Origin of the sequence: Amycolatopsis sp. FU40 (genome assembly GCF_021903635.1) — a bacterium.
GTDB lineage: Bacteria > Actinomycetota > Actinomycetes > Mycobacteriales > Pseudonocardiaceae > Amycolatopsis > Amycolatopsis dendrobii.
The window spans coordinates 6,088,700-6,105,206 of sequence record NZ_CP091381.1 but is presented as its reverse complement, the minus strand read 5'-3'; the positions used below and the strand labels follow the sequence as shown (position 1 = coordinate 6,105,206).

At 69.6% G+C, this 16,507-nt stretch carries 15 protein-coding genes; 8 read left to right on the top strand and 7 right to left on the bottom strand.

The genetic code is table 11. The features are described 5' to 3' along the window. Positions 1-84: 84 nt before the first annotated feature. Together L3Q65_RS28590 and L3Q65_RS28585 are read left to right on the top strand one after the other, a co-directional pair. A complete protein-coding gene (locus tag L3Q65_RS28590; RefSeq protein ID WP_237597151.1) occupies positions 85-633 on the top strand; it encodes a DUF3761 domain-containing protein in 549 nt (182 codons plus the stop codon). Positions 634-755: 122 nt separating this feature from the next. Then, positions 756-2,159, top strand: coding sequence for an MFS transporter (locus L3Q65_RS28585; RefSeq protein WP_182890271.1), 1,404 nt, complete (start codon positions 756-758; stop codon positions 2,157-2,159). Here the strand turns inward: L3Q65_RS28585 and L3Q65_RS28580 are convergent. The 4 genes from L3Q65_RS28580 to L3Q65_RS28565 all read right to left on the bottom strand — a co-directional run bounded on the left by L3Q65_RS28580 (position 2,156) and on the right by L3Q65_RS28565 (position 7,748). After that, positions 2,156-3,718 (bottom strand): acetolactate synthase large subunit, encoded by a 1,563-nt coding sequence (locus tag L3Q65_RS28580; protein ID WP_182890081.1) that lies wholly within the window; start codon positions 3,716-3,718, stop codon positions 2,156-2,158. The two genes, L3Q65_RS28585 and L3Q65_RS28580, sit on opposite strands and share 4 nt — an antisense overlap. A gap of 5 nt (positions 3,719-3,723) precedes the next feature. Then, complete coding sequence (locus tag L3Q65_RS28575) at positions 3,724-5,109, bottom strand: FAD-binding oxidoreductase (protein WP_237597150.1); 1,386 nt, start codon at positions 5,107-5,109, stop codon at positions 3,724-3,726. 878 nt (positions 5,110-5,987) lie between these two features. After that, on the bottom strand, positions 5,988-6,488 hold the full coding sequence (locus L3Q65_RS28570) for a DUF3830 family protein (protein WP_009082826.1): 501 nt from the start codon (positions 6,486-6,488) through the stop codon (positions 5,988-5,990). A 3-nt stretch (positions 6,489-6,491) separates the two neighbouring features. After that, a complete protein-coding gene (locus tag L3Q65_RS28565) occupies positions 6,492-7,748 on the bottom strand; it encodes an aspartate aminotransferase family protein (RefSeq protein ID WP_182890083.1) in 1,257 nt (418 codons plus the stop codon). Positions 7,749-7,841: 93 nt separating this feature from the next. Between L3Q65_RS28565 and L3Q65_RS28560 the strand changes: the two genes are divergently transcribed. The 4 genes from L3Q65_RS28560 to L3Q65_RS28545 all read left to right on the top strand — a co-directional run bounded on the left by L3Q65_RS28560 (position 7,842) and on the right by L3Q65_RS28545 (position 11,443). Then, positions 7,842-9,305: an NAD-dependent succinate-semialdehyde dehydrogenase gene (locus tag L3Q65_RS28560; RefSeq protein WP_182890084.1), complete on the top strand. Its 1,464-nt coding sequence runs from the start codon at positions 7,842-7,844 to the stop codon at positions 9,303-9,305. Beyond that, positions 9,302-10,357 carry a tartrate dehydrogenase gene (locus L3Q65_RS28555; protein WP_182890085.1) on the top strand — a complete coding sequence of 352 codons (1,056 nt, stop codon included), beginning with the start codon at positions 9,302-9,304 and terminating at the stop codon, positions 10,355-10,357. Before L3Q65_RS28560 ends, L3Q65_RS28555 begins: the two co-directional genes overlap by 4 nt. 70 nt (positions 10,358-10,427) lie before the next feature. After that, entirely contained in the window at positions 10,428-10,895 is a 468-nt protein-coding gene (locus tag L3Q65_RS28550) for a DUF4262 domain-containing protein (RefSeq protein ID WP_182890086.1), read from the top strand. A gap of 53 nt (positions 10,896-10,948) precedes the next feature. Next, positions 10,949-11,443 carry a GNAT family N-acetyltransferase gene (locus L3Q65_RS28545; RefSeq protein WP_237597149.1) on the top strand — a complete coding sequence of 165 codons (495 nt, stop codon included), beginning with the start codon at positions 10,949-10,951 and terminating at the stop codon, positions 11,441-11,443. 341 nt (positions 11,444-11,784) lie between these two features. Here the strand turns inward: L3Q65_RS28545 and L3Q65_RS28540 are convergent, their stop codons facing one another. The 3 genes from L3Q65_RS28540 to L3Q65_RS28530 are packed head-to-tail and all read right to left on the bottom strand — an operon-like array spanning position 11,785 to position 13,987. Next, positions 11,785-12,471, bottom strand: coding sequence for a GntR family transcriptional regulator (locus L3Q65_RS28540; RefSeq protein WP_182890088.1), 687 nt, complete (start codon positions 12,469-12,471; stop codon positions 11,785-11,787). Positions 12,472-12,474: 3 nt separating this feature from the next. Continuing rightward, positions 12,475-13,200, bottom strand: coding sequence for a maleate cis-trans isomerase (locus tag L3Q65_RS28535; protein ID WP_237597148.1), 726 nt, complete (start codon positions 13,198-13,200; stop codon positions 12,475-12,477). A 46-nt stretch (positions 13,201-13,246) separates the two neighbouring features. Further along, positions 13,247-13,987 (bottom strand): Asp/Glu/hydantoin racemase, encoded by a 741-nt coding sequence (locus L3Q65_RS28530; protein ID WP_182890090.1) that lies wholly within the window; start codon positions 13,985-13,987, stop codon positions 13,247-13,249. Positions 13,988-14,148: 161 nt separating this feature from the next. On the opposite strand from L3Q65_RS28530, the gene L3Q65_RS28525 reads away from it, so the two are divergent. After that, positions 14,149-15,096 (top strand): D-2-hydroxyacid dehydrogenase, encoded by a 948-nt coding sequence (locus L3Q65_RS28525; RefSeq protein ID WP_220506781.1) that lies wholly within the window; start codon positions 14,149-14,151, stop codon positions 15,094-15,096. Continuing rightward, the gene (locus tag L3Q65_RS28520; RefSeq protein ID WP_182890092.1) at positions 15,078-16,460 is read left to right on the top strand and encodes an amidase; all 1,383 of its coding nucleotides are present in this window, start codon (positions 15,078-15,080) and stop codon (positions 16,458-16,460) included. Before L3Q65_RS28525 ends, L3Q65_RS28520 begins: the two co-directional genes overlap by 19 nt. Positions 16,461-16,507: the final 47 nt, after the last annotated feature.

Here is a 16,507-nt window from a genome sequence, read left to right as displayed (position 1 = left end):
CTGCGGGTGCGCAGGCGGCCGCTGTAACAGTTTTCCGCGGCTTCTCGACCTCTCCGATTACCTGGATCGTGAGGGAGGTTCCGCATGTGGCGAAAACTGGGGATGGCTCTGGCCGCGGGTGTTCTGGCCGCCGGGTGCGGAGCGGCAACCGCGCCGGCGGAAGACCCGGCTTCGGTCGTGCCGAGCGACTACTCGCCGTCGACCACGTACAGCGAGCCGGACACGTACTCCGAAACCTCGACGACGTCGGTCACGTCGCCGGAGACCACGCAGCAGCAGTTCGCGCCGCCCACGACCGCGGCGAAACCCAAGGCCGCGCCGAAAACCCCGGCCGCGCCGGAGATCCAGGCGCCCACGTTCGACGTGCCGACGTTCGAGGTACCCACATTCCAGGTGCCCGATCAGGCCGCTCCGCCGTACCAGGCTGCTCCTTCGGCACAGCCAACGACCCCGGATCCCGTGCCCGCCGACTGCGGCCCCGGCTACTACCGCAACTCCTCGGGAACCTGCGTCCACAATCCGTCTTCGAACCCTTCGGGAGCGACCGCGCTCTGCAACGACGGCACCTACAGCTACAGCCAGCACCGTTCCGGCACCTGCTCCGGCCACGGCGGCGTCAAACAGTGGCTCTGACCCAACCCGGCATTGGGCCAAACGGACCATCCCGGTAAGTCGGATCGATCACGAACCGCCCGTTCTTCCCGTCCCGACCGGTAGCGTGCGAATCCGGTACGGCATACGGGACGGGGGACGTGGTGGCGCGGGCGGGTTCGGGGCCGATCATCGTGGTGCTCGCGTCGTGCGGGCTGGTCGCTTCGTTCATGCAGACGCTGGTCATCCCGTTGATCCCGGCGTTCCCGAGACTGCTCGACACCACGCCGACGGACGCGTCGTGGGTCATCACCGTCACGCTGCTGGCCGCTGCGGTGTGCACGCCGGTCGCCGGGCGGCTCGGCGATCTCTACGGCAAGCGTCGCGTGTTGCTGGTGAGCCTGGCGGTGCTGATCGCCGGGTCCGTGGTCTCGGCGCTCACCAGTTCGCTCGCGCTGATGATCGTCGGCCGCGGGTTGCAGGGCTGCGCGATGGGCGTCATTCCGCTCGGCATCAGCATCATGCGCGACGAACTGCCGCCGGAACGCGTGAGCGGCGCGATTTCGCTGATGAGCGCGACGCTCGGCGTCGGCGGTGCGATCGGGTTGCCGGTCGCGGCGATCGTGGCCGAGCACGCGGACTGGCACGTTCTGTTCTGGGGCGCGGCCGGGCTCGGACTCGGGTGTGCGCTGCTGATCCTGCGGTTCGTGCCGGAATCGCCGGTTCGCACGCCCGCGCCGTTCGATTTCCTCGGCACGCTCGGGTTGATCGTCGGCCTCACCAGCCTGTTGCTGCCGATCGTGAAGGGCGGCGAGTGGGGCTGGGGCAGTCCGGCGACGCTCGGGTTCGCCGCGACGGCCGCGGTCGTTCTCGCGGCGTGGGGCTGGTATCAGCTGCGTCGTCGCGACCCGCTGGTCGATCTGCGCGTTTCGGCGCGGCGGCCGGTGTTGTTCACGAACCTCGCGTCGGTCCTCGTCGGCTTCGCGATGTACGCGATGTCGTTGTCGTTCCCGCAGTTGCTGCAGGCGCCTTCGGCCACCGGCTACGGTCTCGGGCTCAGCATGGTGGAAGCCGGGCTGTGCCTTGCGCCGAACGGCCTGGTCATGATGGCGCTGTCCCCGGTCTCCGCGCGGCTGACCAACCGCTACGGCGCGCGTGTCACGCTCATGACCGGCGCGATCGTGATCGCGGTCGGCTACGTCTTCGCGATTTTCCTGATGGCCAACGCGGTCGAGCTGATCATCGCGTCGGTGATCATCGGGGCTGGCGTCGGAATCGCTTACGCCGCTATGCCAGCGCTGATCATGAGCGCGGTGCCGGTCACCGAAACCGCGTCGGCGAACGGGCTGAACTCGCTCATGCGGTCCGTCGGCACCTCGACGTCCAGTGCCGTGATGGCCACGATGCTCGCCCACCTGACAATCACCGTCGGCTCGTTCACCGTGCCCTCGCTCGCGGGTTTCCGCGCCACGTTCGCGGTCGCCGCGGTGGCGGCGGCGGCCGGGCTGGCGTTGACCGCGGTGGTGCCGCGGTTCCGTCCCGCCAGCCCGGAACTCGCCCGCGTCTAGAGCAGCGGCGGAACGGCCGCGTCGATCAGGTGCGGCCCCGGTTCGGCGATCGCGCGCCGGAACTGTTCGGCCAGTTCTTCCGCGGTCGTCGCCCGGGTCGCCGGGACGCCCATGCCCTCGGCGATCTTCACGAAGTCCAGGTCCGGACGGCCGATGTCCAGCAGGTCCTTCGCGCGCGGCCCGTCTCCGGCCGCGCCGACCCGCTGCAGTTCCATCCGGAGGATCGCGTACGCGTTGTTGTTGAGCACCACTGTGGTGACGTCGAGGTTCTCGCGCGCTTGCGTCCACAGCGCGGAGATCGTGTACATCGCGCTGCCGTCGGATTCGAGGTTGACCACGGGCCGCTGCGGAGCCGCGATCGCCGCGCCGACGGCCACCGGCATGCCGTAGCCGATCGCGCCGCCGGTCAGGGTCAGCACGTCGTGCCGCGGCGCGCCCGCGGTCGCGGCGGGGAGCATGAGCCCGGACGTGTTCGCCTCGTCCACGATGATCGCGTTCTCCGGCAGCAGCGCGCCGATGACGTCGACCCAGTTCTGCGGGGTGAGCGGACCGGCGGGCAGTGCCGGCCGCCCGGCCTCCTGCAAGACCGGCTCGGTGTCCGCGGCCACCAGCGCGGCGACCGCTTCCAGCGCGGCGGAGACGTCCTGGCCCGCCGTGGCGAGGACGTGGACGTCGGCGCCTTCCGGGGTCAGCTCGCTCGGCATGCCGGGGTAGGCGAAGAACGACACCGGCGCCCTCGTGCCCGCGACGATCAGGTGCTTGATCCCGTCCAGCTGGTATTTGACGTGCTCGGCGAGATAACCCAGCCGTTCGATGGCGGGCAGCCCGGCGCCGCGCTCCAGCCGCGCAGGGAACGTTTCGGCGAACGCCTTCACCCCGGTCGCGGCCGCGATCCGGCTGGTCGCGCGCAAACCCGCTTCGCGGCAAGCGGATCCGCCGATCAGCAACGCCACCGGCTCGCCGCCGCGCAGCAGGTCCGCGATCTTCTGCACGGTCGTCGAATCGACCGTCTGCGGCACGCGCGGCGGAATCGGCTCGCACGTTTCGCCGCCCTCGCCCCACGACGCGTCGGCGGGAAGGATCAGGGTCGCGACCCGGCCCGGTGCGTCCTGTGCCGCCGCGACCGCCGCCGCGGCGTCCGCGCCGACATCCTTCGTGTGCCCGGACCGGCGCACCCAGCCTTCGAGCGAGCCCGCGATGGCGTCGATGTCCGACTCCAGCGGAGCGTCGTACTGCTTGTGATACGTGGCGTGGTCGCCGATCACGTTGACCACCGGCGTGTGCGCGCGCCGCGCGTTGTGCAGGTTCGCCAGGCCGTTCCCGAGCCCGGGGCCGAGGTGCAGCAGCGTCGCGGCGGGCTTGCCCGCGACCCGCGCGTACCCGTCCGCGGCACCGGTCACGACGCCCTCGAACAGCGCGAGCACGCCGCGCATCTCCGGCACCGAATCGAGCGCGGCGACGAAATGCATTTCCGACGTGCCGGGGTTGGAGAAGCACACGTCGACCCCGCTGTCGACGAGCGTGCGGATGAGGGACTGGGCGCCGTTGAGCGTGCTCACTGTGCTCACTTTCCGGTTTGAGCGAACAGAACGCCGGGGTTCAGGATCCCGGCCGGGTCGAAGCTTTCCTTGACCCGGCGCAGCAGATCGAGCTTCGCCGGGTCCTCGAGTTTGGCGTAGTACTTCGTCTTGGTGCGGCCGAGTCCGTGCTCGCCGGAGATCGCGCCGCCCAATTCATAGGCGTAACCGAAGATGTCGGTCAGCAGTTGCGAGCGCGTGTCCGGGTCCTTGCAGAAGATCGCCAGGTGGACGTTGCCGTCGCCGGCGTGCCCGCAGCCGATCGCGCCGCCGCCGGTGGCCATCGCCAGCTCGCGGGCCTTGTCCAGGAACAGCGGCATCGCGGTCCGCGGCACCACCACGTCGATCACGTCGTCCGCGCCCGCGGCTTTGGCGTTCCAGAAGGCTTTTTCGCGGGCTTCGATGAGCTTGCGCGCGGCACCGCCTTCGAGCACGTACGCATCGGCAGCGCCGAGTTCGACCAGCAGTTCGCCGAGCGCTTCGACGTCCTCGCCGAGCCGGTCGGCCACCCGGTTTTCCAGCGCCACGGCCAGATACGCCTGGGTCCGGTCGCGGATTTCCGCCGGGACGCCCAGTTCGAGCTTGTCGTTGTAGACCATCGCGGCCATCGTCATGTTGTCGATGTACTCGAGGATCTGCGGGGCGAGACCGCTCGCGGCGATCTTCGGCACGGCCGCCATGACCTGGGCGAAATCGTCGAACGGGGCGAGCACCGTCGCGCCGTGCGGCAGCCGCGGCTGCAGTTTCACGATCACCTCGGTCACCAGCGCGAGCGTGCCCTCCGAGCCGATGATCAGCTGGGTGAGGTCGTAGCCGCTGGAGATCTTCGACATCCGGCCGCCGACGCGGATGATCTCGCCGGTCGCGAGCACCGCCTGGAGGCCGGAGACGTTGCCGCGGGTGATGCCGTAGCGGATCGCGCGCATGCCGCCGGCGTTGGTGCCGACGGTGCCGCCGACGCTCGCGCTCAGTTCGCCGGGATAAACGGGGTAGGTGAGGCCGTGTTCGGCGGTCTTCGCGTCGAGTTCGGCCAGCGTGACGCCCGGCTGGACGACGGCGACGTGGTTGCCGGTGTCGATCTCGAGCACCGAGTTCATCCGCTCGAACGAGACGACCAGCCCGCCTTCGACCGGACGCGCCGCGGCGGACAGCCCGCTGCCGGACCCGCGCGCGGTCACCGGGATGCCCTCGGCAGCGGCGATCTTCAGCAGCTCGGAGACCTCTTCGGCAGTGGCAGGCTTCGCGACGTACGCCGGTTTCTGGCCTGGCGTGCTGAGCGCCTCGTCGTGCGCGTAGTCGTCGGAGATCGCGTCACCGGTCAGCAGGTTCCCCGCTCCGACGGCCCCTGCCAGCTGTGTTGCGATCTCGCTCATGCCACTCCCTCGTGCGCGCGCGTACGTCGTGGCCGAAGCCTAGCCGTTCTGCCGCCGGACTGGCCATGAATAAGTTTCACGTTAGCGCACGCGGGCACGAAAAAGGCCACGCCGCGCGCGTGGCCGGGAAGGGGGGGAGAACCCAAGCAGGGACCGGCCCGCGCCAACAGGCCGGCCCCTGGGTTAATCCTCGGTGCCGGTCAGACGAGCCAGCCGAGCACGTGCGCCAGGTGCGCGAGCAGACCCGAGATCAGGTCGTGGCCGTGGTGCACGTGCTGGGTGAACATCTGCATTGAGGGGCTCCTTGTTCGGATTGTTCTTCCTTGGTGCTCTCGCGAGGAGCCATCGCAGATTTCCACCGGCGCTGCCGCGGTGTCAAAACGCGGTTTTCCCTGTGCTGGCAAGGGATCGGCGGCCGAAGAATCTTCCCATGTTAAACATGTAAGGCTTTCGGGTTTGTCGCCGGGGGTGCATTGTGGACTCTTCGCCACGGTTCGTAGCGAACCCCGGCTCCGATCACCCTGGGTAGCAGACGCGCACTGCGGCAACCGGGCGGAGCGGGCCCTCGAAACGGTGAATGCGAAGCCACGATTGGTGAGTTGCCGAGGTTCACACCGCTGGGTGATCAACAGGGCTGAATCCCTTGTCCGGCGGCGAATATCGGGTCCAGATCATGATCGCGGAGGGTCAACCCGGATTCACTCTGGAGGAACATTTTGGCCCGATGGGGGTTTCCCTGCAGCGGGTGCGGAGTCGGCGGTGCGCGAGAGTTCTGCCCTGCCGGTGGCCCGTCTCGGCGGCCGGGGGTCGTGAGTGTTCGTGACGCTTCTAACCGGCATGAACACTCACGACCCCACCTGCGCGATGCCGTCTGACTGTCAGTCCGCCCGCGCGAACGACAGCGTCTCGCCCTCTACGCCGCGCAGCCACAGATCCTGCGCGGCCGCTGCCATCTCGGACAGGCCTTCCTCGATCGTCGCGAACACGTTGCCGGGCACCCAGCCCGCGTCGCCGTTGATCAGCAGGTTGTTGCGTCCGTAGAAAATTGCGAGATCCGTGGCACCCTGGTCGCTGTGCGCCTCGCTGCCTTCGTCGTAGCCGTACGCCGGATTGCCGATTTCCCACGCCTCGAATCCGAAGTAGACGACATCGCCCGGAATCGGGGTGATGGTCGGATTCTCGCGCCCCGGCTTAGGCTCCGCGAAGGGCGGCACGAGCGTGTAAACCTCGTTGCGCGCGTACTTCGCGTGATAGGCCGAACCGCTCTGCGGCAGCGCGTCCCACACCGCCTTGCAGGTGCGCGGTGCTTCGTCGTCGAGCAGCCGGGCGCGACAGGTGACGCCGCGCTTGTCGAGGCTGATGGTGATGTAGCGCGCCATGCCTCAGCTCCCCGTGACCGACGTGACGACCTCGCCCCAGATGCGCAGGGCGTCGTCGACCTGTTCCGCGTTGACGACCAGCGGCGGCACCATGCGCACGACGTTCGAGTACGCACCACAGGTGAGCAGCAGCAGTCCGCTCTTCGCGGCTGCCTGCTGCGCGGCCTGCGCGGTGGCCGTGTCCGGTTCGCCGTCCGCGGTAGTGAACTCGGTGCCCACGAGGAGCCCGAGACCGCGTACGTCGCCGATAGCCGGCGTCTTGTCCGCGATGACGCGCGCGCCCTCGAGAAGCTGACGGCCACGCTCCGCGGCGTTCTCGACCAAGCCTTCGTCCTGGATGACGTCGAGCGTCGCGATCGCCGCCGCGCACGACACCGCGTTGCCGCCGTACGTGCCGCCTTGCGAACCCGGGTACGCCTTCGCCATCAGCTCTTCCGAAGCGGCGATGCCCGACAGCGGGAAGCCGCTCGCGAGGCCCTTCGCGATCAGCACGACGTCCGGGTGGACGTCGAAGTGGTCGTGGCCCCAGAACTTGCCGGTGCGGCCGAACCCGGCCTGCACCTCGTCGAGCACCAGCAGGATGCCGTGCCGGTCGGCGCGCTCGCGCAGCCCGGCCATGAACTCGGTGTTGGCCGGGACGTAGCCGCCCTCGCCGAGCACCGGCTCGATGAAGAACGCGGCCGTCTCGTTCGGCGCGGAGACGGTCTGGAAGAGATAGTCCAGCTCGCGCAAGGCGAACTTCGTCGCCGTCTCCTCGTCCCAGCCGTAGTGGTAGGCGTAGGGGAACGGCGCGACGTGCACGCCGGACATCAGCGGCGAGATGCCCGCACTGAACCGCGTGCCCGAGGTGGTCATGGACGCCGCGGCGACCGTGCGGCCGTGGAAACCGCCCTGGAACACGATGACGTTCGGCCGCTTCGTCGCCTGCCGGGCCAGCCGCAGCGCGGCCTCGACGGCCTCGCTGCCGGAGTTCGCGTAGAAGAGCGAATCGAGCCCGGACGGCAGCACCTCGCCGAGCTTGCGGGTCAGTTCGAGCAGCGGCTGGTGCATCACCGTCGTGTACTGGCCGTGCACGAGCTTGCCGATCTGCTCGCGCGCGGCTTCGACGACGCGCGGGTGACAGTGCCCGGTGCTGGTCACCCCGATGCCCGCGGTGAAGTCGAGGTGACGTTTCCCGTCCACGTCGTAGAGGTAAACCCCTTCACCGTGGTCGACGACGACGGGCGTTGCCTGCTTGAGCAGCGGGGAAAGCTGGGCCATGCGGCGCCCTCCTGGGTGCGGGTGGAGACGGTTGTCGATTGTTGACAATATCCATAGCATGAGTTCGGGACAACAGGAACAGGAGCGAGCTGGATGAGCGGGATCACCGAGAACGGCGTCGTGGACGCGGTCGGCAAGGAACTCTTCATCGGCGGCAAGTGGGTCGCCGCGCGCAGCGGGAAGACCTTCGACGTGCAGGACCCCTCCACCGGCGAGGTGCTGTGCCAGGTCGCGGACGCCGCACCGGAAGACGGTCTCGCCGCGCTCGACGCGGCGGTCGCGGCGCAAGCCGACTGGGCCGCGGTCGCCCCTCGGGAGCGCGGCGAGATCCTGCGCCGCGCGTACGACAAGCTCATCGAGCGCCGCGACGAGCTGGCCCTGCTGATGACCCTGGAGATGGGCAAGCCACTGGCCGAGGCCGCCGGGGAAATCACTTACGCCGCCGAGTTCTTCCGCTGGTTCGCCGAGGAGGCGGTGCGGATCGACGGCGGCTACGCGGTGGCCCCGAACGGTTCGGGCCGGTTCCTGATCGCGCGCCAGCCGGTCGGTCCGACGCTGCTCATCACGCCGTGGAACTTCCCGATGGCGATGGGCACGCGCAAGATCGGCCCGGCCGTCGCCGCGGGCTGCACGATGGTGATCAAGCCCGCCGCGCAGACGCCGCTGTCGATGCTCGCGCTCACCCAGATCCTCGCCGACGCCGGACTGCCCGAAGGCGTGCTGAACGTCGTCACCACCAAGGACGCCGGCGGCGTGATGGAGCCGCTGATCCGCGACGGCCGCGCGCGCAAGCTGTCCTTCACCGGTTCGACCGGGGTCGGGCGCAAGCTGCTGGAGCAGTGCGCGGAGAAGGTGCTGCGCACGTCGATGGAACTGGGCGGCAACGCGCCGTTCGTCGTGTTCGACGACGCGGACCTGGACGCCGCGGTCGAGGGCGCGATGCAGGCCAAGATGCGCAACATCGGCGAGGCGTGCACCGCGGCCAACCGGTTCTACGTGCAGCGCGGCGTCGCCGAGGAGTTCTCCCGCCGGCTCACCGAGCGGATGCAGGCGCTGCCGATGGGCCGCGGCACCGACGAAGGCGTCGTGGTCGGCCCGCTCATCGACGAGGCCGCGGTGAAGAAGGTGACCGAACTGGTCAAGGACGCCACGGACAAGGGCGCGCGGGTGCTCACCGGCGGCTCGCGGGTCGACGGTCCGGGGCACTTCTACCCGGCGACCGTGCTCACCGACGTGCCGGTGGACGCCCGGCTGGCCAGCGAGGAAATCTTCGGCCCGGTCGCGCCGATCACGCCGTTCGACACCGAGGACGAGGCGGTCGAGAAGGCCAACGACACCGAATTCGGCCTGGTGTCCTACCTGTTCACCAGCGACCTGAAGCGCGCGCTGCGCGTGTCGGAACGCTTGGAGGCCGGGATGATCGGCCTCAACCAGGGCATCGTGTCCAACCCGGCGGCCCCGTTCGGCGGCGTCAAGCAGTCCGGTCTCGGCCGCGAGGGCGGCACGGTCGGCATCGACGAGTTCCTGGAGACCAAGTACATCGCGGTGAGCCTGTGACACACCGGATTGCCAGCATCCCGGGCGACGGGATCGGGGTCGACGTCACGATCGAGGCGCGCCGGGTCCTCGACGCGGCCGCGGACAAGTACGGATTCTCCTTGGAGTGGACCGAATTCGACTGGAGCTGCGAGCGGTACGCGAAGACCGGCGCGATGATGCCGGAGGACGGGGTCGAGCAGCTGTCGGGTTTCGACGGCATCCTGCTCGGCGCCGTCGGCTTCCCCGGCGTCGCGGACCACGTTTCGCTGTGGGGCCTGCTGATCCCGTTGCGGCGGGCGTTCCAGCAGTACGTCAACCTGCGTCCGGTCCGGCTGCTGCCGGGGACGTCCTCGGTGCTGGCCGGGCGGAAGGCCGACGAGCTGGAAATGGTGATCGTCCGGGAGAACTCCGAGGGCGAGTACTCGGCGATCGGCGGACGGCACAACGCCGGGCGGCCGGACGAGTTCGTGCTGCAGGAATCGGTGTTCACCCGGGTCGGGGTGGAACGGATCATCCGGTACGCCTTCGAACTCGCGCGCACGCGGTCTCAGCACGTCACCTCGGCGACGAAGTCCAACGGGCTGATCCACTCGATGCCTTACTGGGACGAGATTTTCGCCGAGGTCGCGGCGCGGTACCCGGACGTCCGCGCGGAACAGTGCCATGTGGACGCGCTCGCCGCGCGGATGGTGCAGGCTCCGGACCGGCTCGACGTGGTGGTGGCGTCGAACCTGTTCGGCGACATCCTGAGCGATCTCGCGGCCGCGATCACCGGCGGACTGGGCATGGCCCCGTCCGGAAACATCAACCCATCAGGTGAGTTTCCGTCGATGTTCGAGGCGGTCCACGGCAGTGCTCCGGACATCGCCGGACAGGGCATCGCGAACCCGGTCGCGCAGATCCTCGCCGCGGCGATGCTGCTCGATCACCTCGGGGAAACCGTTGCCGCACAAGCGATCCGCGCTTCGGTCGACGAGGTGCTGACCGCGGGCGAAACGCTCACCCCCGACCTCGGCGGAACCGCTACCACAACCGCGCTCGGCACCGCGGTGGCCGCTTCGCTCCGCTGATTTTTCGTCGGTGCCGCGCGGTTGACTCTTCCCTGACCCGCCGACGGGTCCCCGAGGGGAGGAGGCGCCGATGTGCCAGAGGTGCGAGGAACCGGGAAGACCGGAGGAGCAGTACCTGATCGAGGTGCTCGACGAGATCAGGGAGAACGGCTGGTGCGTCCAGGGCGTGCTGGGAACGGGTTCCCGGCCGCCCTGGGCGTACACCGCGGGCCTGACCGTGCAGGGCCTGCCCGAGCTGGTCGTCACCGGATTGCTGCCGCACCAGGCGGTGCGGCTGCTCAGCGCCGCGGCCGAAGAGTCGCTGCACACCGGTCCGCCGGTGCCCGGGGAACAGTGGCTGCTGCCCCGGTTGCCCCGGCTGGAAATCGTCCAGCTCAGCGATCCCGCGGCGCACCTGGACATCGCGGTGTGCTGCTATGGCACGGGAATCGAAGCCAGGCAGCTGGTCTACGCCGACTCCGCGGGCTGGTTCCCGTGGTCTCCGCAATACAACTCCGGCCGCGGCGGGCAGCCCGTGCTGGGGGTGCGGCATGGCTGAGTTTTCCCTGCTGTGCCAGGGTTTTCTTCGCTGGTGGCCGGTAAGGTCGAAGCATGCCCGAACTTCTGGCCCCCACTGTCCGCCTGCACCGCCCGTGGCTGGCAGCGCATCGCGAATGGGGACCGGGCTTGCACGAGGACGGGTTCGGCCTGTCCGCGTCGGACCAGGTCGATTCTCCGGCTGGCTTCGCCGCCTGGGTCGCTTCCTTGCCGGGAGACCACGCCGTCTACCGCTGGCTGGTCGAGGACGGACAGGTCCTCGGCGGAATCGCTCTGCGCACTGGGCCGGCCGAATATGTCGAATGGGCCGGACACCTAGGCTTCGGCATCCGCCCCTCGGCGCGCGGCCGGGGTCTCGCTTCCTGGGCGTTGCGACAGATGCTGCCCGAGGCTCGGCGTCTGGAGTTGCCTCGCGTACTCTTGGTGTGCGCGACCGAGAACCTGGCGTCCGCCAGGACGATCGAACGCGCGGGCGGCGTGCTGGAGGAGGTCCGCCAGACTGGCCACGGGCCGGTGCGGCGGTACTGGATCACGCTCGAAGTGCTCTGAGGCGCACCTGCTGTTCGCCATCGCGGAGCGGTGGGGGCCCGGCCTTGAGCTATCGAGACCTCGACGAAAACTCAGCCGTTCCGCTGCTGCTGCTCGCGTTGGCTTGCGGCACTTTCGGTTTCGTGGCGGTGCACCGGCTCGCCCATGAGGAACGGGCCATCGCGCGGTTCGATACCACGGGGATAAGGATCCAAGCCGGGCGCGGAGACACCCGAGCCGCCCCAGGCCAAGCGCGGATTGCGGATGCCCATGCGGTACTCGGGCAGTGCGGCGTGATTTCCGGCGGTGCGCTCTGTGCGGTGCGAGGGTCAAGCGGCAGCCGCCCGAAAATCCCGCCTGCCTCACTCCCCGGCCGCGACTCCGTCCTTCAAACTCCGCCCCGGAAGCAACCGGCTGATCGCGTCCTCCATGTGCGCGTCCAGCAAGTGCAGCGCCGTTTCCTCGTCACCCGACCGAAGGGCTTCAATGATCCTTGTGTGCTCCTCCAGCCGGTCCTCCACGCCCTGATACGTGCTCTGCAGCAGCGTCAGGCACATCCGCGTCTCGATCAGCAGCGTCCGGGCCATGCGCACCAGGCGTTTGCTGCCGGACGCATTGATCAGCGCTTCGTGGAACCGCAGATCGGCCTCCGACAACGCGGCCGGATCGTCCGCCGCGGCAGCCATGTCGGCCACGTTCTGTTCGAGCGTCGTCGCCACCGCCTCGCGGTCTCCGCGGAACGCGCACAGCAGGGCAGCCCGTTCGACCGCCGAGCGGGCGAGGTAGATGTCGAAGACATCCGCCGGTTCGAGGTCGATCACGAACAGGCCCCGGTGGCGTTCGCTGCGCAGCAAACCCTCGGACACGAGGTGCTGCATCGCCTCGCGCAGCGGGCCGCGCGAGACCTGGAAGCGGGCGGCGAGGTCGGTTTCGCCGAGCTGGGTGCCCGGCGGCAGCGCGCCGGTCATGATCGCGTCGCGCAACTGGCGCGCGATCACGGCGGCGGTCGATTCGCGGCTGACCGGTTCTATGTCAGGGAGTGCGACCACGGGTCAGCCCCTCGTCCGGAACAACGCGCCCAGCGAGCGCACCAGCCGGGTCGACCCGGTCAGGCGCAGGCCTTCCCACACGGTCACCTGGTTGGCGGTCAGCACCGGCTTGCCGAGCTTCGCTTCGATGTCGGTGATCTCGCCGAGCGTGCGCATCGCGGTGTCGGGCACCAGAACCGCGTCGGCGTCGGGATGGTCGTGGCTTACCGCGAGGTCCACCACGGCCTCGGGGGCGAGCTGGCCTACCTCGGCGGCGGTGTCGATGTCGGCGCTCGACATCGAGACCACCTCGACGCCGCCCGCGGCGAGGAAGTCCACGAACAGCCGCGCGACGTCGTCGGGGTAGCTCGCGGCCACCGCGACTCGTTGCACGCCAAGGGCTTTCGCCGCGTGCACGAAGGCGAACGACGTGCTCGAAGCCGGGACCCCGGCGACCGCGGCGAGCTGGTCGGCCTGGGTGCGCGCGCCGTCCCAGCCGTACACGAAGCTGCCGGACGTGCACGCCCACACCACCGCTTCCGGCTGGTGTTTCGCGAGCAGCCGGGCGCCTTCGGCGAGGCGGGCTTCGCTGCCGAGGTCGAGCAGTTCCGGCACGGCGTGCAGGTCGGTGCCGTAGATGTGCGCGACCGGCAGGCTGATGTCGCCGTCGGAGCCGCCGAGAAGCTGTTCCGCGAGCGGGTAGTCGTCCTCGGCCGCGTGGTCGGGGTAGATGAAGCCGATCGTGGTCACGAAACCTCCGGGATGCGCAAATTGTCGACAATATTAGCGGGACGGGTCAAGACACCTCCCGCAGCCACTGGCCGGGGCCCACGATGGGCAGCTGCATCCGGCGCAGGCAGGCCCACATCGTCAGCTGGTTGGCGGTCAGCACGGGTTTGCCGAGCGCCTTTTCCAGCGGTTCGATCAGATCGAACGTGGGGAGGTTGGTGCAACTGACGAAGATCGCCTCGGCGTCGCGGTGGTCCGCGGCCAGGATGCGCTCGGCGATGGTGCGGTAGCTGACCTTCCAGATGCCGCCGCCCAGTCCGAGATGGTCGCTCGACACCGTGGTCACGCCGACCTCTCCGAGGAAATCGTGGAGTTTGCCGGTGAGGTCGGCGTCGTAGGGCGTGAGCACCGAGACCCGGTGCAGGTCGAGCTGGTGCAGCACCTCGACGAGGGCGCCGGAGGTGGTGACCGCGTCCGGCGCGCCCGCGTCGCAGATCGCCTTGGTGAGGGAGCGTTCGTAGTCGATGCCGTTCACGAAGCTGCCCGAGGTGCACAGGTACGCGACCACCTCCGGCTCCACGTGCAGCACGTCGCGCGTGGCCGTGGCGAGGTGCCTGCTGTCGCTCACCAGCTGTGCCATCTCCATGCTCACCGGAACCGGTTCGTAGGGGGTGCGGGCGAGATGCAGCGACACCTCCATCGGCACCCAGCGCCACAGTTCGCGCTCGAGCGCGAGGTCGAACGGCGCGATCACGCCGATGCCGCGCTGGGCGAGCGGGCCCTCGAACGCGAGGAAGTCCAGATCCAAGGTTCAGCCTCCGGAATACGCTGTGCCGATGCCCGTCCGGTGCTCCGGGGGTGGTCCTCGGATTGTTGACAATCATACGAGCCACTTTTACCGTGTCAATCGTGATCGCCCCGGAAAACCCCGTACTGGCAGTGCTCTGCGGGGCAGACCATCCACCGGACATGGCCGCTATCGAAGACGCGGCGGTAGTTCGTTACACCGATGAGCGCGGCCTCGCCGATGCGCTGGCCGGTGCCGACGCGCTCTTCGTCTACGATTTCCTGTCCGGAGCCGTCCCCGGCGCCTGGCATGCCGCGGACCGGTTGAAGTGGCTGCACATCGCGAGCGCCGGCGTCGACCCGGTCCTGTTCCCGGGGCTGCGCGAGAGCGACGTCGTGCTCACGAACTCGCGCGGGGTGTTCGACGACGCCATCGCCGAGTACGTGCTCGGCGTCGTGCTGTCGTTCGCCAAGGACTTCGCGCGCTCGCTCGACCTGCAGCGCGCCGGCACGTGGAAGCACCGCGAGACCGAGCGGATCGCCGGGCGGGAGGTGCTGGTGGTGGGCACCGGCCCGATCGGCAGGGCCATCGCGCGGATGCTGCGCGCGGCCGGGATGCGTGTGTCCGGGGCGGGACGGCGGGCAAGGGTCGGGGACCCGGACTTCGGCGTCGTGCACGAATCCGCCGCGCTGACGCGGTATCTGCCCGAGTTCGACTACGTCGTCGCGGTCGCGCCGCTCACCGACCAGACCAAGGGCATGTTCGACGCCGCCGCGTTCGCCGCGATGAAACCGTCCGCGCGGTTCGTCAACGTGGGCCGCGGCGAACTGGTGGTCACCTCCGATCTGATCGCGGCGCTGCAGGCGGGGGAACTCGCCGGCGCCGCGCTCGACGTCTTCGAAACCGAGCCGCTGCCCGCCGAGAGTCCACTGTGGACCATGCCGGACGTCCTGCTGTCCCCGCACATGTCGGGCGATTTCATCGGCTGGCGGCGGACGCTGGTCGAGGTGTTCGCGGGGAACTTCCGGCGCTGGCTCGCCGGGGAACCGCTGTGGAACGTCGTGGACAAACGGCTCGGCTACGTGCCGTCCGAATCGCAGGGAGGCGCCGGATGGGCGACCGGGAATTGACCGCCAGCGAACTCGTCGCCGCCTACGCCACCGGGGAACTGTCGCCGGTCGAGGCGACGAAGAGCGCCCTGCAGAACATCGAGGACCGCGACGGCGAGGTCAATGCCTACTGCCTCGTCGACGCCGAACGCGCGCTCGAACAGGCGAAAGCGGCCGAGGCGCGCTGGCGCGACGGGAATCCGATCGGCGCGCTCGACGGTGTCCCGGCGTCGATCAAGGACATCTTCCTCACCCAGGGCTGGCCGACGCTGCGCGGTTCCACGAGCATCCCGGCCGACCAGCCGTGGGAGGTCGACAGCCCGGTGATGGCGCGGATGCGCGAGGCGGGCCTGGTCGTGCTGGGCAAGACGACCACGCCGGAGATCGCGTGGAAGGGCGTCACCGACAGCGCGCTCGCGGGCATCACGCGCAATCCGGTGAACCCGCGGATGACGGCGGGCGGGTCCAGCGGCGGCAGCGCGGCCGCGGTCGCGGCGGCGATGGGCGAGCTGTCCGTCGGCACCGACGGCGGCGGCTCGATCCGGATTCCCGCGTCGTTCTGCGGAATCGTCGGCATGAAGCCGACCCACGGCCGGGTCCCGCTGTTCCCGGCGAGCCCGTTCGGCCCGCTCGCGCACGCCGGGCCGATGGCGCGCAGCGTGGACGACACGGCGTTGCTGCTGGACGTCCTCGCGCTCCCGGACCACCGCGACCCGACCGGGCTCGCGCCGCCGATCAGCGCGTACCGCGAGGCCGTGCGGCGCGACGTGCGCGGGCTGATCGCCGCGTACTCGCCGGCGCTCGGTTTCGCCGACGTGGACCCGGAAGTCGCGGCGATCGTCCAGTCGGCGGTGCAGTCCCTCGCCGACGCCGGACTGCAGGTGGAGCAGGCCGACCCCGGATTCGCCGATCCGAAGGACGCCTTCGACGTGCTGTGGTCGGCAGGCGCGGCGAAGTCGCTCGAAGCGTTCCCGCCGGGCAGCGAGTCGCGGATCGATCCGGGCCTGCGCCGCGTGTGGGAACAGGGCCGCACCTATTCGGCGGGCGATTATCTCGACGCCACCGCGGAACGCGCCGCGCTCGGCATCCTGATGGGCGAGTTCCACACCCGCTACGACGTGCTGCTCACGCCGACCGTCCCGATCCCGCCGTTCGAGGCAGGCCATGACGTGCCGCCGGGCAGCGGGATGACCGAATGGCCGGAGTGGACGCCGTTCACCTACCCGTTCAACATGACGCAGCAGCCCGCGATCAGCGTCCCGGCCGGACGCACCGAATCGGGCCTCCCGGTCGGCCTGCAGATCGTCGGCCCGCGGCATTCGGACGACCTGGTGCTGGCGGTGGCGAAGCTGCTGGAGGAGGTCCGGCCCTGGGCCGCTCCGTGACGTTCGCCCGGGAGACTCTCGGCACGTTTCCGGGGCGGCTGGCTGTG

What these genes read in the sequence shown, in the direction of transcription:
- L3Q65_RS28590 (WP_237597151.1), top strand. Translation starts at nt 85, where the DNA reads ATGTGGCGAAAACTGGGGATGGCTCTGGCCGCGGGTGTTCTGGCCGCC.
- L3Q65_RS28575 (WP_237597150.1), bottom strand. Translation starts at nt 5,109, where the DNA reads ATGAGCGAGATCGCAACACAGCTGGCAGGGGCCGTCGGAGCGGGGAAC.
- L3Q65_RS28570 (WP_009082826.1), bottom strand. Translation starts at nt 6,488, where the DNA reads ATGGCGCGCTACATCACCATCAGCCTCGACAAGCGCGGCGTCACCTGT.
- L3Q65_RS28565 (WP_182890083.1), bottom strand. Translation starts at nt 7,748, where the DNA reads ATGGCCCAGCTTTCCCCGCTGCTCAAGCAGGCAACGCCCGTCGTCGTC.
- L3Q65_RS28560 (WP_182890084.1), top strand. Translation starts at nt 7,842, where the DNA reads ATGAGCGGGATCACCGAGAACGGCGTCGTGGACGCGGTCGGCAAGGAA.
- L3Q65_RS28550 (WP_182890086.1), top strand. Translation starts at nt 10,428, where the DNA reads ATGTGCCAGAGGTGCGAGGAACCGGGAAGACCGGAGGAGCAGTACCTG.
- L3Q65_RS28545 (WP_237597149.1), top strand. Translation starts at nt 10,949, where the DNA reads ATGCCCGAACTTCTGGCCCCCACTGTCCGCCTGCACCGCCCGTGGCTG.
- L3Q65_RS28525 (WP_220506781.1), top strand. Translation starts at nt 14,149, where the DNA reads ATGGCCGCTATCGAAGACGCGGCGGTAGTTCGTTACACCGATGAGCGC.
- L3Q65_RS28520 (WP_182890092.1), top strand. Translation starts at nt 15,078, where the DNA reads ATGGGCGACCGGGAATTGACCGCCAGCGAACTCGTCGCCGCCTACGCC.